The organism is Sphingomonas sp. NY01, assembly GCF_038809135.1.
In the GTDB taxonomy this organism is placed as follows: Bacteria; Pseudomonadota; Alphaproteobacteria; order Sphingomonadales; family Sphingomonadaceae; genus Sphingomonas; species Sphingomonas carotinifaciens.
Genome location: NZ_CP101722.1, coordinates 2,020,514 through 2,035,188 on the forward strand (window position 1 = coordinate 2,020,514; position 14,675 = coordinate 2,035,188).

General features: G+C 68.4%; 13 protein-coding genes and 1 tRNA gene. 3 read left to right on the top strand and 11 right to left on the bottom strand.

The features are described from left to right. Positions 1 to 151: 151 nt before the first annotated feature. The 6 genes from NPJ82_RS09855 to NPJ82_RS09880 are packed head-to-tail and all read right to left on the bottom strand — an operon-like array spanning position 152 to position 6,880. Positions 152 to 1,243 (bottom strand): biotin carboxylase, encoded by a 1,092-nt coding sequence (locus NPJ82_RS09855; protein ID WP_342657235.1) that lies wholly within the window; start codon positions 1,241 to 1,243, stop codon positions 152 to 154. Next, positions 1,240 to 1,920, bottom strand: coding sequence for an alpha/beta hydrolase (locus NPJ82_RS09860; RefSeq protein ID WP_342657236.1), 681 nt, complete (start codon positions 1,918 to 1,920; stop codon positions 1,240 to 1,242). Before NPJ82_RS09860 ends, NPJ82_RS09855 begins: the two co-directional genes overlap by 4 nt. 11 nt (positions 1,921 to 1,931) lie before the next feature. Next, entirely contained in the window at positions 1,932 to 3,002 is a 1,071-nt protein-coding gene (locus NPJ82_RS09865; RefSeq protein WP_342657237.1) for an AbrB family transcriptional regulator, read from the bottom strand. A 5-nt stretch (positions 3,003 to 3,007) separates the two neighbouring features. Continuing rightward, on the bottom strand, positions 3,008 to 4,309 hold the full coding sequence (locus tag NPJ82_RS09870; protein ID WP_112383632.1) for a CitMHS family transporter: 1,302 nt from the start codon (positions 4,307 to 4,309) through the stop codon (positions 3,008 to 3,010). Between the two features lie 25 nt (positions 4,310 to 4,334). Next, the gene (locus NPJ82_RS09875) at positions 4,335 to 5,807 is read right to left on the bottom strand and encodes a porin (RefSeq protein WP_342657238.1); all 1,473 of its coding nucleotides are present in this window, start codon (positions 5,805 to 5,807) and stop codon (positions 4,335 to 4,337) included. Then, the gene (locus NPJ82_RS09880) at positions 5,804 to 6,880 is read right to left on the bottom strand and encodes an ABC transporter substrate-binding protein (RefSeq protein ID WP_342657239.1); all 1,077 of its coding nucleotides are present in this window, start codon (positions 6,878 to 6,880) and stop codon (positions 5,804 to 5,806) included. The genes NPJ82_RS09875 and NPJ82_RS09880 overlap by 4 nt, the downstream gene beginning before the upstream one ends. Before the next feature lie 100 nt (positions 6,881 to 6,980). On the opposite strand from NPJ82_RS09880, the gene NPJ82_RS09885 reads away from it, so the two are divergent. Together NPJ82_RS09885 and NPJ82_RS09890 are read left to right on the top strand one after the other, a co-directional pair. Further along, complete coding sequence (locus NPJ82_RS09885) at positions 6,981 to 7,646, top strand: response regulator (RefSeq protein ID WP_174236670.1); 666 nt, start codon at positions 6,981 to 6,983, stop codon at positions 7,644 to 7,646. Further along, positions 7,636 to 9,009 carry a sensor histidine kinase N-terminal domain-containing protein gene (locus NPJ82_RS09890; RefSeq protein ID WP_342657240.1) on the top strand — a complete coding sequence of 458 codons (1,374 nt, stop codon included), beginning with the start codon at positions 7,636 to 7,638 and terminating at the stop codon, positions 9,007 to 9,009. Before NPJ82_RS09885 ends, NPJ82_RS09890 begins: the two co-directional genes overlap by 11 nt. 30 nt (positions 9,010 to 9,039) lie before the next feature. Here the strand turns inward: NPJ82_RS09890 and NPJ82_RS09895 are convergent, their stop codons facing one another. The 3 genes from NPJ82_RS09895 to NPJ82_RS09905 all read right to left on the bottom strand — a co-directional run bounded on the left by NPJ82_RS09895 (position 9,040) and on the right by NPJ82_RS09905 (position 12,327). Continuing rightward, positions 9,040 to 10,014 carry an AAA family ATPase gene (locus NPJ82_RS09895; RefSeq protein ID WP_342657241.1) on the bottom strand — a complete coding sequence of 325 codons (975 nt, stop codon included), beginning with the start codon at positions 10,012 to 10,014 and terminating at the stop codon, positions 9,040 to 9,042. After that, a complete protein-coding gene (locus NPJ82_RS09900; protein WP_112383627.1) occupies positions 10,014 to 11,189 on the bottom strand; it encodes a D-alanyl-D-alanine carboxypeptidase family protein in 1,176 nt (391 codons plus the stop codon). The genes NPJ82_RS09895 and NPJ82_RS09900 overlap by 1 nt, the downstream gene beginning before the upstream one ends. A 103-nt stretch (positions 11,190 to 11,292) precedes the next feature. Beyond that, entirely contained in the window at positions 11,293 to 12,327 is a 1,035-nt protein-coding gene (locus tag NPJ82_RS09905; RefSeq protein ID WP_342657242.1) for a lytic murein transglycosylase, read from the bottom strand. A gap of 112 nt (positions 12,328 to 12,439) precedes the next feature. Between NPJ82_RS09905 and NPJ82_RS09910 the strand changes: the two genes are divergently transcribed. Beyond that, positions 12,440 to 12,529 (top strand) — tRNA-Ser (locus tag NPJ82_RS09910). Here the strand turns inward: NPJ82_RS09910 and NPJ82_RS09915 are convergent. Together NPJ82_RS09915 and NPJ82_RS09920 are read right to left on the bottom strand one after the other, a co-directional pair. Then, the gene (locus NPJ82_RS09915) at positions 12,491 to 14,149 is read right to left on the bottom strand and encodes a recombinase family protein (RefSeq protein WP_342657243.1); all 1,659 of its coding nucleotides are present in this window, start codon (positions 14,147 to 14,149) and stop codon (positions 12,491 to 12,493) included. The genes NPJ82_RS09910 and NPJ82_RS09915 overlap by 39 nt on opposite strands. Continuing rightward, positions 14,146 to 14,637 (bottom strand): helix-turn-helix domain-containing protein, encoded by a 492-nt coding sequence (locus tag NPJ82_RS09920; protein ID WP_342657244.1) that lies wholly within the window; start codon positions 14,635 to 14,637, stop codon positions 14,146 to 14,148. Before NPJ82_RS09920 ends, NPJ82_RS09915 begins: the two co-directional genes overlap by 4 nt. Positions 14,638 to 14,675 lie beyond the last annotated feature (38 nt).

Consider the following 14,675-nt stretch of genomic DNA (forward strand, 5'->3'; position numbering starts at 1 on the left):
CCTGCCCGGTAGATTACTCAATTATTGACGAGGCCGTTATCCCTATCGATCTACGCGCGCGGTCACCACTTTTCTACATGATGCCCCCATCGGAGTATTATGCGGATGTTCACCGCGACCCGGTAAGTCCGTTCCGCGATGCTTGATCCGACTAACGCCACCTGCCCTCCAGCATGGACAGCAGCAGTTGCGGATAGCTCCATCCATCCGCGCGTGCCGCGATCGCAGACAAACAGTCCTGATCGTCGCGCCCCGGCCTGCCCGGCCCGGTCATGTTCGGCTTCATGTTCAGATCGAACAGCCTGAACCCTCCGGCGGCTCCTGCGCGACAATCGATCCGGATCGCCGCGCGAGCGTCCACCCGCTCCGCTGCCGCGACGCATGCGTCGATCATCGCCACGACGTCCCGATCACCCAGCCGGCCGGCGGCCATCGCCACGCTGTTCGCGGCCACAGGCACATCGCCGTTATACGGGGCAACACCGCCGCGCTGATCGAACCGGCAAACGGGACGCAATGCCCAGTGCCGGTCGTGGTGCGTGCCATCCGGCGCCGACGATGACGGCGGCATGACGGTAACGGTCACCTCCTCGCCGTCCAGATATTCTTCAACCATCAGGAGATCGCCGAAAGTCGCCTTGTCGATCAGCGCGGTCGCTGCCACCCGCAGCGCGGCAGGGTCGGCCACGCGGGTCACACCCTGGCTGCCGCGCCCGCGCACCGGTTTGACGATCAAGGGAAAGTCGAGCCCCTTCCCTGCGATGATCGCGTCGACATCCGCCAGCGCATGGACGCCGTCGCGCGCGGTGCGGGACAGGAGAAAGGACCGGGCGACCGGCAGTCCGGCGGCGGCCAGCATCCGATTGGTGTCGAACTTGTCGTCATAGGCCTGCATCGCGGCCGGAAGCTGACCGACGATCGCAACGCGCCCCAGCGCGTGTTCCAGCGGATGGCCTTCGAACAGGACCGTGTTCGCCCACAACGTGTCCGCCCCCGCGTCGATAGCAGCCGCGATGCCCTGCGGCGTATCGGGAAAGACCCAGTCCAGCGCGGTGGCCGGATCAGGTGATCCCGTTGGCACGATCACCCGCTGCCCTGCCCCCATGAGCGCAAAGGCGATATCGGCCCCGCCATCCGAATAGCCGCCCGGCTTGGCATCCTTGCGCAGACCATCGATAACGGGCGGCGGCAACGCCTGGTAGAGGATCGCCACGCTGGCGGCCTGTGCGGGACGATTGATCATGTTGCCTTCCTCGTTACTCGTCTTGGCTGCTCCGTGGCGCCCTGAAGCCAGGCGCGCAACAACATGGTGACCTCGCCGGGGCGTTCGATCGGCGCAAGGTGGCCGCAATGCCGAAGGATGTGGAAATCTGCCCCCGCGATGCGCTGGGCAAGGGCCGCCGCATCCTCCGGCAGGCAGATGCGGTCGCGGTCGCCCACGGCCACCAGGGCGGGTATGCGCACCGCCGCGATCGCCGGGTCGAGATCGGGACGCGCCAGCAGGGCGCGTTGCTGGCGCTCGAACACATCCGCCCCGACGCGTTCCACCATGGCCTGGACGGGACCGCTGACGATCGGCGTCAGCATCGGATCGGCATGGGGTGCCGTGGCGAGCAGTCCCTGCTCCCCTACCGTTCGCACGCGCATCTCCATGCTCGCGCGCGTGCCGAATAACGCGACGCGTTCGATCCGATCGGGCGCCTGACGGATCATCTCCAACGCCACATAACCGCCCAGGCTGACCCCGGCGACCGCCATGCGGGGCGGCGCATGCGCCAGCACGCGTGCGGCCATGCCGGCCAGCGTGTCGTCGACGGTCAGATCACCGAGCTCGGGATGCGCGACATCGCCCAGGTCGACGACCTGCCTGGCCCAGAGCTGCCCATCGCATCCCATGGCGGGAAGCAGGACCAGAGGCATCGGCTTTCGGATCATGACGGGGTCTCCGGACGGTAGGCAAGTGGTGCGGCAACGAGAACAAGGGCGACGCGCGCCAGATGGGTGACGACAACGACGCCGGGCTCCAGCGCAAGGCTGAGCGCCACCATGCTCATCTCCGCCAATCCGCCGGGCGAATAGGCAAGCGCGAGCAGCGCCACATCCAGCCCCGTTGCGCGCCCGATCGCGGCCGCACAGGCGAAGGTCAGGGCGAGAAGGATCAGCGTCGATCCCGCGGCGAGCGCCAGGATGCGCAGAAAGGCGCGCAGCTTCAGCCCGGCGAACCGGCAACCGATCGTCGCCCCCAGCCCGACCTGGGCCGCGGCGAGCAGCCAGACGGGCACCCGAAAGTCGGTCATCCCCGTCGCGTGCAGGACGGCGCTGACCGCCAATGGCCCCATCAGGTGCCAGGCGGGCAGACGCAACACCCGGCCCAGGACCAATCCCAGCGCAAGGCTGACCCCGCCCCACAGGAGCAGCGACGGCTCCGGCCAGGGCGATGCTGCGGTGACGGAGGGGGCAGCGGCGACGCCGGCCGGGGCATGGAAATGACGGATGACGAACGGCAGGATGAACACGACCAGGAAGATGCGCGCGCCGTGGATCAGGCCGATGGTGCGTTCGTCGGCGCCCCGCTCGGCACCCATCACCACCATTTCGGCGATCCCCCCGGGCATGCCCGCAAAATAGGCCGTCGCGGGATCGAAGCCCGCAATCCGCCGGAACCATATCACGCACAGCAGGCCGGCAACCGCCAGAAATACGGGGAGCAGCAACAGCGGCAACCACCATGCGCGGGCCAGCGCCAGCAGGCCGGGATGAAAGGAACTGCCCAGCACCACGCCGATCACCGCCGCCATCGGTCGCCGCGTCGCGCTACCGGCGGCGACCGGCAGCCGGGCGATGCTCGCCACCGCACAGGCCGCCATCGATCCCAGCACCCAGGGCAGCGGCGCGCCGATTGCCGCAAACACGCCGCCGCCCGCCGCACCCACCGCCACCGCCGCAAGGAAGCGCAGCGTCACTGCGGCGACATCGGCCCTTTGCGCGCGTTCCGGCATCATCCTGCTCAACTGACGAAGGGAAAGGCCAGCGCGACCATGCCGATCACCGTCATCACCGCACATACCAGCGTGGCCGGGACCAGCGTGAAGCGCTGGTGATCGGCAAGGTCGATACCGGCCAGGCTGACCAGCAGATAGGTGGAGGGAACGAGCGGGCTCAGCAGGTGGACAGGCTGACCCATCAGCGAGGCGCGGGCGATCGCCATCGGCTCCACCCCGTAATGGGCGCCCGCTTCGGCCAGGATCGGCAGCATGCCGAAATAGAAGGCGTCGTTGGAGATGAAGAAGGTGAAGGGCAGGCTGAGCGCTGCGGTGATCGGGGCCATATAGGGGCCGAGTACGGGCGGGATGAGTCCCACCACCTCCTTGCTCATCGCCTCCACCATGCCGGTGCCCGACAGGATGCCGGTGAAGATGCCCGCCGCGAAGATCAGCGACACGACCGACAGGACGTTGCCGGCATGGGCCGCGATCCGCTCCTTCTGCTCGGCGACCTGCGGATAGTTGACGATCATCGCGACAGCAAAGGCGAGCATCATCAGGACCGACAGCGGCAGGATGCCCAGCACCAGCCCGGCGAGCAGCGCGATGGTCAGTGCGGCGTTGAACCAGCGCAGCTGCGGCCGCCGAGCCTCCGGAAACTGCGACACGGCCATGCCGGTGAAGCTGGTCGGCTCGTTGGCGCGGACATGGCCCATGCGCGCCCGCTCCCGCCGGCCGAAATACACCGCCAGCGCGATCAGGAAGGCGAGGCCCGCGATCATCCCCGGGATCAGCGGCAGGAACAGGGTGGCGGGATCGAGCTTCAGCGCACTGGCGGCGCGCGCGGTCGGCCCGCCCCACGGCGTCAGGTTCATGATGCCGCTGGTGCTCATCAACAGGCAGCACAGATACAGCCGGTTCATCTCGTACCGCTTGTAGAGCGGCAGCAGCGCGGCGATCGTGATGATGTAGGTCGTCGATCCATCGCCATCCAGGCTGACCAGCGCACACAGCACGACGGTGCCGATCAGGATCTTCAGCGGGTCGCCGTGCACCACCCGCAGCAGGCGGTTGACCAGCGGATCGAACAGGCCGGTGTCGGTCATGGTCGAGAAGAACAGGATCGCGAAGAGCAGCATGACCCCGGTCGGCGCCAGGTTCTTGATACCGTCGATCATCATGTCGCCGACGCCGCCGGCAAAACCGGCGATCAGGGCGAATGCGGTCGGCACGACGATCAATGCGACCAGCGGGGTCATCCGCTTGGTCATGATCAGCGTCATGAAGGTGGCCACCATCAGGAAGCCGAGCAGGGCGAGGTTCATCGCATGGGTATCCGTGATGGGGGGATCAGAAGGTGACGGCGATGCGGCCGCTGAGCGTCTGGCCGTCATCGGGACCGATGAAGCGGCCCGACAGATTGTCGGTGTGCCAGTGGATCGCGTTCACCTGGAAGCGGGTGAAGCTGTTCAGATACCAGTTGGCCCCGATCGTCGCGGCCCAGCCGTCGCCGCCGGTCGCGATGTCGCGGAACGACAGGTTCTCGTACCGCGCGGTCAACTCGATCGCGCCGGGCCCGCCATCGAAGATGGGACGCAGGACACGCGGCTGGCCAAAGCTGCCGAGGCGCGGATTGTACGGCGGCAGGTCGCCGGTGATGAACCAGCCACCCGATACGCTCCAGGCGCGCGTCTCGAAATCCTCGCGCCCGCCGTCCAGCCGGGCGTGTCGCTGCCCCGCTTCCACCATCAGCCAGGTCGGGCCGACATAGCCGCCCAGTTCCGCGCCGTAACCGGTGGTGCCGGTGCCGCCCGTCACGGGGCCGGTGGACAGCCGCAGGTTGCCGTTGAAACGACCCCCGATCACGGTGTTGCGTGTCAGCGTGCCGGTGCCGGGCCGCAACGCCTCGTCAAAGCCCCAGAGCCCGAGGTGAAGCACGTTGCGGTCGGTCTTGACCGGGTTCCAGTGCGCGCGGCCGAGCACGGTGCGATTGTCGCTGCGCGTCTGGTCGCCATCGATCCGGTCGCCGGTCACCGTCAGAGAAGCATGGCCGGTTTTCCAGAACAGGCGGGGCATGATGCCCAGGCCGTAAAAGGCACGCTGCGGAATGATCGCGGTGGCGACCACGGTGCGTTCCAGGAACGGCGTCGAGTCCGACCCCGTCGAACCCTCGAAGCCGCGATCGTTGAACAGGTGCCCGGCGCGCATGTCATAGTCCAGGCCGGGCCTGATCTGGTTGCGCCACCCGACAAAGGCGGTGACGATATCGACCTCGTTCTCCGAAAAATCGCTTTCGAACTGGTAGAAGAAGTGCGGCCCAACCCCGCCTTCCAGCCCGAGGCGCAGGGCGCGCATGCCGGTGGTGGTCAGGTTGCGGTCGGCGTAGCGCGAGCCGAAGGTCGTGCTGACATCGGTCAGGATGCGCCCCCGCGGCTTGAAGGTGAACACCCCGTCTGCCGAGTGGAAGACGGGCAGGCCCGCCCCCCATTCGGTGGTGACGCCCGCCACATTGTCCGCCGCGGCCCGCGCCCGCGCCACGTCGCGCTCGGCGGGTCCGGGCGGCACGAGCTGCGGCGCGAAGGGCCGGGTGACGATCTCCGGCGGCTGGACCGGTTGCTGTTGCGCGACCGCGACCGGCGGCTCGGCGGCCGCGACAGGCGTCCCTGCCCCCTCCAACCGCTCGATCCGCGCGCGCAGCGCCGCGATTTCGGCGGCCTGTTCCCGCACCAGCACCGCCAGATCATTCTGCGTCGGCGCCTGCGCGAGCGACGGGGTTGCGGCAACCAGCGCGATCAGCGCGCAGCCGGCGGATATCACCTTCATTTCACTTTTGCCCCTTCGGCGAGGATCGCCTGCCACTGGCTGAGGAACCGGCGGCGCTTGATCGTATCGAGGTTGACGAGAAGCTGTGGGCCGACCCGGATCGGCCGGGCACGCTCCGGCCCCAGCCGCGGCGCCGGCACATCGGCACGCACCGGCAGCAGCCATTGCTGCCCCAGCAATCGCTGGCCGGGACGCGACAGCAGGAAGTCGAGGAACAGCTTGGCCGACGCCGGCCTGCGTGCATCGCGCGTGACAAAGGCGATGCGCGACGCGACAATGGTATAGTCGCGTGGGAAGACTACGCCGATCCGGGGATCGCGCCGGGCCCGCGTCAACGCATAGGGGCCGACCACATTATAGGCGATTGCCGCGCGACCGGCGGCCACCGCATCCAGCATCGGTCCGGTCGTCCGCGCCAGCAGTGGCCGGGTGGCCGCAATGGCCTGAAGCAGCGAGCGTGTATCGCGCGTGATCGACAGGTCTTCGGTCAGGTAAAGATAGCCGACGTTCGATCGGGCGGGATCATAGGTGGCGACGCGGCCGGCAAGCGCGGTTCGCCGCGTGCGCAACAGGCGCTCGAACGCCTCATGCGTCCGGGGCACCTGCGCGGCCGGGATCAGGCGCCTGTTGTAGACGAAGCCGACGGGCTCGGCAGTCACCCCGTAGCCCATGTTCTTCCACACCGCCGCAGACGGCAGCGCGGGCTTTTCCGGACTTTGATAGGCCTGGGCATAGCCGTCGTTGATCAGCTTGGCCTGAAGGTCCATCGCGGACGACCAGACCAGGTCGGCGGTGGGGCGCCCGGCGCGTGTCTCGGTCAGGAAACGGCGGTAGATTTCCCGCGACTCCAGATCCTGATACTGGATGGCGATACCGGGATAGACGCGGCGAAAGGCGGCGATCACCGGTGCCATCGCCGCGGCATCGGCATTGCCGTACACGCGCGCGCCACGCTCGGCGCGCGCCGCCGCCACCAGCGTGTCATAGGATCGCGGATAGCCCGCCGGGCGCTCCGCCGACGCGGCCGACGCCAGCACCGACCCCAGCAGCAGCAATGAAAATCCGTAACGCATCTTCCGGCTCCTCTCGCTCCCCGCCTCTTTGTTCGGGTAAGCTGATCGCCATGCGCTATAGGGCCAACCTGTCATTCACCTTTCACGCCGGAGCCGAGCGTTGCGCATCCTGATCGTCGAGGACGATGCACCGCTGGCCCGCGGCATCGTCGCGCTGCTCCGCGGTTCCGGGCATGCGGTCGATCACGTCGCCAACGGCGCGGACGCACTGGCGGTGATCGCGGACGAACCCTATGCGCTGGTGATCCTCGATGTCGGCCTGCCGGGCGTCGATGGGTTCGAGGTGCTGGCCACCCTGCGCCGACGCGGGGAGCGCGTGCCCGTGCTGATGCTGACCGCGCGCGACGGGCTCGACGACCGGGTGCGCGGGCTGGACCTCGGCGCGGACGATTATCTGCGCAAACCTTTCGCGCCGGAGGAGCTGGAGGCCCGCATCCGCGCGCTCGGCCGGCGGCGGGGCGGCGACCCGACGCCGGAACTCCGCATCGGCACGCTTGCGCTCAATCGCTCGACCGGCGAGGCCCGCATCGGGGAGCGCGTGCTGGACCTCCGGCGACGCGAATGGGCGGTGCTCGATGCGCTGGCGACTCGCGCCGGCCAGATCGTCCTGCGGGAAGTGCTGCAGTCGGAGGTGTTCGGCTTCGATGAACCGGTCGGACCCAATGCGATCGAGGTGAACGTCGCCCGGCTGCGCAGCAAGCTGTCTCCCGATGGGCCGACGGTGCGCACGATCCGGGGTGTCGGCTATATGCTCGATGCCGGCTGACGGCGCGACCCATGCGCTGGCGCTGCGCACCCGGTTGCTGGCGGCGATCATCGCACCGCTGCTGGGCATCGCGGTGGCCCTCGGTCTGGCCGGGGCGACGCTGATCGCCGATGTCGTCCGCCGCACCAACGACCGCGTACTGGGTGGTGCGCTCGGTGCGATTGCGGAAACCGTGCAGGTCGAACGGGGCGAGGTCACGCTCGACCTGCCGGCGGCGGCCTTCGGCATGCTCGAAAACGCCGAGCGCGATAATGTCTATTACCGGGTGAGCGTGGGGTCGCGGCTGCTCACCGGATATGCCGACCTGCCGCCGCCGCGGGCCAGCGATCTAGCGATCGACGTGCCGCGTTTCCGTTTCGGCCGGTACCGCGATCAGGACATCCGCATCGCCGAGGTGCGGCGCGCATTGCCGCGTATCGACGTGCCGGTGATCGTCCAGGTGGCGGAAACGCTGGGCAACCGTGTGGCGCTGCGGAACCGCCTGCTTGTCGCGCTCGTGCTGGGCGAGGTCGCGTTGGTGGGCATGGCGATGCTGCTGATCCGCCCCGCCCTCGCCTGGAGTCTGCGTCCGCTCGCCCGGCTGCGCGGCGCGGTCGCCGCCCGCGACACGCGCGCGACGCCGGACCTTTCCGCCATCGAGGCGGGACCCTTGCCGACCGAATTACGGCCGCTGGCGGACGCGTTCAGCAATCTTCTCGCCCGATTGGACACCGCGACGACCGGGGTTCGGCGTTTCACCTCGGATGCCTCGCACCAGATGCGCACGCCGCTCGCCGCGCTAAAGGTGCAGGTGGCTCTGGCCCGGCGTGGCGACCCGAACGCGCTGAAGGAGATCGCCGACACCGCCGATCGGCTGGAGCGTCTCGTCACGCAGTTGCTGGCGCTGGCGCGTGCCGACGAGGGGGGCTCTGCACCACCCCTCGAACCGGTCAGCCTGCGCGAAGTGGCGGTGGCCGTCATCAACCGCAGGATCGGCCAGGCCATTGCGGCCGGCGTCGAAATCCATCTCGATGCAACGCAGGATGTCGAGATTGCGGGTTATCGCACGCTCTTGTTCGAGATGATCTCCAACCTTGTGGACAATGCCATCCGCTACAACCACGCCGGTGGCATGGTGACGATCGCGGTGACGTCCGATCCGCAGGGCCCGAACGTCATCGTCGCCGACGACGGTCCGGGCGTGCCCGACGCCGATCTCGATCGGCTGGGCGATCGCTTCGTCCGTCTCGCCGCCGGCGCAGGGCCGGATGGCAGTGGGCTCGGCCTCGCCATCGTGCGCTCCGCGGCGCAGCGGCTGGGCGCGACCGTCACCATCATCAACACCCACCCCGGCCTGCGCTGCACCCTGCACTTCGCGCCCTAAGGCGTCACCTGCCCGCGTCACCGGCCCGCGTCACCGGAGCGTCGCAACGATCCCCGCCATCTCGAACACCGTCGCCTGCGCATCCAGCGACAGGCCCCGCGCCGCGCCCCCCAGATCGCGCGCCGCCGCATACCCGTCCAGCGCCACCCGCAGCGCCATCCCCTCGCGCCGACGCGCCTCCCCCGCGATGAAGGCCGGCACCCGCTCCAGAAACGCCTCGTATCGCCGCTGCGCCGCCTTGGGCGCCAGCGCCTTCGCCAGCTTCGCGCGCATCGCGTTGCTCGGGTCGCCCGTCGCCGCGATCGCCGCGATCGCTGCATCCAGCCCCGGCAGGTCCAGCCCCGCAAAGCGCAGCGCCTGCCCCGGCGCCCCGTCCGCCGCACGCACCAGCGTCGCGATCTCCTCCTCGTCCGCCTCGGGCAGCTGCTCGCGCAGCACCTGCCCCACCGCCTCATCCTCCAGCCGCTCCAATCGCAGCACCCGACACCGCGACCGGATCGTCGGCAACAGACGCCCGGGCGCATGGCTGACCAGCAGGAACACCGTACCCGCGGGCGGCTCCTCCAAGTTCTTCAACAGCGCATTGGCCCCGCCGCGTTCCAGATCGTCGATCGCATCGATCAACACGACGCGCGCCGGCCCCATTGCCGGTGCCGTGGCGAACATCGGCTGCAACGTGCGCACCTGCGCGATCGTGATCGACCGGGCCAGAGCCTGGTCCGGCTTGTCCGCATCCTTGGGCAGACGCTGGAGAACCCGAAAATCGGGATGCGATCCTGCTTCGAACAGGCTGCGGCTGGGATGGCCCGCCGGCACAGACAGCCCCGGCGGCAGCGCCCCCTGCCCGCTCGCCCCCGCCAGCAGGCGCAGCGCCGCCACCCGCGCGAAATGCGCCTTGCCGACCCCTTCCGGACCGGTCAGCAGCCAGGCGTGATGCAGCTTCGACCCGGCCAGCGCCGCGGCGAACGCGTCCTGCGCCGCGGCGTGGCCGATCACCGCGTTCATCAGCCGAAGAGCGAGGTCAGCCCGGACCAGGCACGGCCGAAGAATCCCGCTTCGTCGACATCCTTTTCCGCGACCAGCGGCAGGCGCTGCGCAGGCATGTCAGGGGCGGTGATGACCAGATCGGCAATGTGCTGGCCCGCCTTGATCGGCGCCTTGACGGGCCCCTGATAGACAACCTTTGCGCCCAGTTCGGGCGCCAGACCGGCGGGCAGCGTCACCGTCAACGCGCGCGGCGCGATCAGGCCCACGCTCGACGATGAGCCGAGCTGCACGTCCGCCTCGGACACCTTGCGTCCCTTGGCGACCACGGGCTTGGACTGCCACGCGCGGAAGCCCCATTCCATGAACCGCACGGACTCGTTGGCGCGGCCGGTAAAGGTCGGCAGGCCGGCCATCACCATCACCAGCCGGCGGCCATTCTGCTCGGCCGATCCGGTGAAGCCATAGCCCGCTTCCTCGGTGTGCCCGGTCTTCAGGCCGTCGGCACCGGCAACACGCCCCAGCAGCGGATCGCGATTGGCCTGGGTGATGGCGTTGCCGCCCATCGTCTTGCCCCAGGTGAAATCACGCCGCGAGTAGAATTGCTTGTAGAGCTTGGGATGGTCCTCGATCGTGTGCTGGGCCAGGTCGGCCAGATCGCGCGCGGTGACATAGGTGACGCCGCCGTCGGGCCAGCCGTTCGACGTGCCGAAATGGCTGTTGTTCAGGCCGATCTTCTTGGCCGTGCGATTCATCCGCTCGGTGAACGACGGCTCGTCGCCCGAGATATGCTCGGCCAGCACCACGCACGCATCGTTGCCCGACAGCGTCACGATACCGTACAACAGGTTGGCGACGCTCACCTGCTCGCCCGCGGACAGGAACATCGTCGATCCCGCCTGCGGCCCGTGCCACTTCGCCCAGGTTTCGGGGCGGACGGTGACCATGTCGGTCAACTTCATCTCGCCGCGCTTGATCAGGTCGAACGCCACATAAACGGTCATCATCTTGGCCATCGACGCGGGCGGCATCCGCCGGTCGGCATCACGCTCGAACAGGATGGCGTCCGACGACAGGTCCTTCAGGAAGGCGACCGGCGCCTCCGTCTGGAACTGCGGTGCCGCGGCGATCGAGGGATAGGCGAGCGCAACCGCCATGATGGGGGCGATCAGGGGAGCGACGATCAGCTTCTTCATGGATTATCCGTCAATTCGCGAAAGGTTGGCAGTGATCCCCGGGCAGGGCCGATCGCCTGCATAGCCGGGCAAGGTGGTTCCGTCACCTGCCCGTTGCGTCGTCTCAGCCCTCGATCGCGTCGGCCAGCAACCCGACCGACAATGCGTAGAAGTTCGAGCAGTTATAGTCGAGGATGACGCGGTAGTTACCGGTCAACAGATAGGCGGTCGCCCCCTCGCCGTCCGGCTCCATCAGCGTCGCCAGCACGTCGCCCGCGGGCCAGGCGCGCCCCTGCGGCACGATGCCGAGCGCACGCCATTCCGCCATCGTCCGCCAACCGCTGTGCCGCTGGAACACGCGCGGGCAGCGCGGGCTGACCAGCGTGTTGCGGACCTCCGCCCGGTTGAAGCTGCCGGGCACGCTTACTGCAAAGCCCCAGGGCTGTCCGGGGCGCCAGCCGGCATTGGTGAAATAGTTGCCGATCGACGCCAGCGTGTCCGCTTCGCTGTTCCAGATATCGGCGCGGCCGTCCCCGTCGCCGTCGCGCGCCAGCCGCAGATAGATGGAGGGCAGGAACTGCGGATTGCCGGTGGCGCCCGCCCAACTGCCCTTCAACTGTTCGCGCGATACGCCGCGATCCATCATCTTGAGCGCGGCGATGAATTCTCCCTGGAACAGCGGCCGCCGCCGCCCCTCATAGGCAAGGCTGGCGAGCGAGCGCAGCAGGTCGAAATTGCCGGTATAGGAACCGTAATTGGTTTCATGCCCCCAGATCGCGACCATGATCGATTCCGGCACGCCGGTCTCGCGCTCGATCCGCGACAAACGGGGGCGCTGGGCCAGATATTTGCTCCGCCCCCGGCTGATCCGCGCGGCATCGACATGCGCCGCCTTGTACGGTGCGAAGGGCGAGAAGGACGTGCTCGTGCTGCTTCCCGGCTGCTGGCGGTCCAGCTCGATCACCCGCGTGTTCAGCGTCAGCGTGGGCAGCACCGCATCCAGCGTGCGCGCGCTTACGCCCTGCGCCGCCGCGACCCCTCGCACCTCCCCTAGATAAGCCTGAAACCCGGCCTCATCCTGCGCCCATACCGGCGCCGCTCCCGCGAACAATGCCACGAACAATACAGCGAATTGGCGCCACTGGCGCACACGAGCCATCCCCCACATGGCCGCCCAACTGCCACAATGATCGCCTGCCCGAAACCTCTTGTCGTCGTGGGCCTTGCACAATCGGCCGTACAAGGCCTATCGGGCCACCACCACGCCCCGCGGAGAGGTGGCCGAGTGGTTTAAGGCAGCGGTCTTGAAAACCGCCGTGGGTTTACGCCCACCGTGGGTTCGAATCCCACCCTCTCCGCCACTTCGGTCCCCGGCTGGGCACGCCGATAGCCGCCGATTTCCCTCCTTCTGCTGCGACCAGCGTCCTGAGCAGGTCGCTCTTCGATCCCATGATGCGAACCTCGTCGTCGCCGACCTCGATGCGCTGGGCGAGCGCACGCAGATGATCCCGCCGATAGCCGCCCCCGTCGAGCCGCATCCGCTCGCGCGCGGCCTGTGACAGGCGTCCGACCATCTCCGGCGTGATCGCCCGCTCGCCGGTGCTCTCCAGCATCGCCTGCGCGCGGTCGGCATCGACGCGCGACTGGTCGCGGATGACCTTGAGGCCGGCGATGCGCTCCTTGAGCGCCGGATCGTCGAGGTCGGCGACGCCCGCTTCGATCGCGTCGTAGAGGCGCTTGAGGCGCAACTCCGATTCGGCGGCGCGGCGGTTCAGCTCGGCGATGTGGACGCGGCGACGCTCGGACTGTTCCTCGCGACGGCCGAGGATTGTCTCCAGCAGCTCCTCCAGCCGATCGGGGTCGAGCAGGCGGTCCTCGATGTGGCCGGCGACGAGATGGTAGAGCTTGTCCATCGGGATCGCGCGGCCCTTGCACCCGGTCTCGCCCTGCCGCGCCTTGATCGAGCAGGCATAGTAGCGGTAGCGCCCGCCCTTGCCGGTGCGGATGGTCATCGCGCCCCCGCAGTTGCCGCAGAAGCAGATGCCGGTGAGCAGCGTCGGGCCGATGACGACGCGGTGCGGGAGCGCAGTCTTTTGGTTGCGCGCCTTCATCAGCGCCTGCACCGCATCGAAGGTCGCGCGCTCGATCAGCGGCGGCACCGCGACGGTCACCACCTCGGCGTCGGGTTTCCTCTCCTTGGTCTTGGAGCGGCGGTTGAACTCGTGCTCGCCGATATAGGTGCGGCGCGTGAGGATGCGGTGGACCTGGCCGATGCCCCAGCGCCCGCCGTCGCGGGTGAAGATGCCGCGGGCGTTCAGATGCTTGACGATCGCCTTCACGCCCATCTGGCTGTGATCGGCCTCGGCGCCGAGGGCGAGACGGTAGATCAGGCGGATCGTGTCGGCGTGGAGCGGATCGATCTCCAGCTTCTTCTTGGTCTTGGCACCGCGCTGCTCGGCCGCGACGGTGCGGTAGCCGATCGGCGGCAGCGAACCGTTCCAGAAACCCTGCCGGGCGTTCTCCTTCAGGGCGCGCAGGACGTGCTTGGCGTTCTCCTTCGACTGATACTCATCGAACAGCGCCATGATCTGGCGCATCATGACGTGCATCGGGTCGTCGCCCATCTCCTGCGTGATCGAGACCAACCGGACGCCGTTCTTCGCCAGTTTGCGGACGTAGAACTCCAGCTCGAAATGGTCGCGGAAGAAGCGGCTGAACGAGTGGACCACTACCACGTCGAACGGCGCGGGCTTCGACGTGCCGGCCTCGATCATGCGCTGGAACTCGGGCCGGCGATCGTTGGTCGCCGACGCACCGGCTTCGACGAAGGTGTCGACGAGCCGGTAGCCGCGCGAGGTGCAGTAAGCCTCGCCCTGCCGCTTCTGGTCGGGGATCGACACGTCGTGCTCGGCCTGCCGGACGGTGGAGACGCGCAGGTAAAGCGCGGCACGCTGGGCAATGACGGGCGTCTCGGCGTTCACGGCCGGTCTCCTTGCTTGTCGGATGTCGGGATCAGCTCCAGCGTGAGCACGACGCGGTCGGGGATGACCTTGGGCGCGAGCTTGCGCCCGCTGCGCTCCATACGGACGATGCCGTGGGCGATCATGGCTTTCAGCGTGCGAGAGAGGTTGGGCTTGGCGCGGCCGGTCAGCGCAACCAGCGCGTCGAGCGACTCCGGCTCGCGCTCGGCGATGAGGCGGAGCATGTCGCGGTTGGCGGCGGAGAGGATGCGGGCGAAGGACTCGGTCGAGCCGAACCAGACCGCCGGCTCGCCCGGTGCCGGCTGCTCCCCGCCCTGCATGACGCGCTTGGCGCGCGCCTTCATCTCGTCGGTGTCGGCGATGCCGATCGTCAGCGTCGTCACGGTGCGCGTGTCTCCCGTCCTGGCAGCCGCCGAGCCGAGCGCGAGCGCGAGCGTCAGGCGGTCCGGATGCTGTCCACGACCATTATCATCAACAGACAACGTCATCCAGGGAAATGACGGGAGTGTGTGCCGTCCGTCGCGCG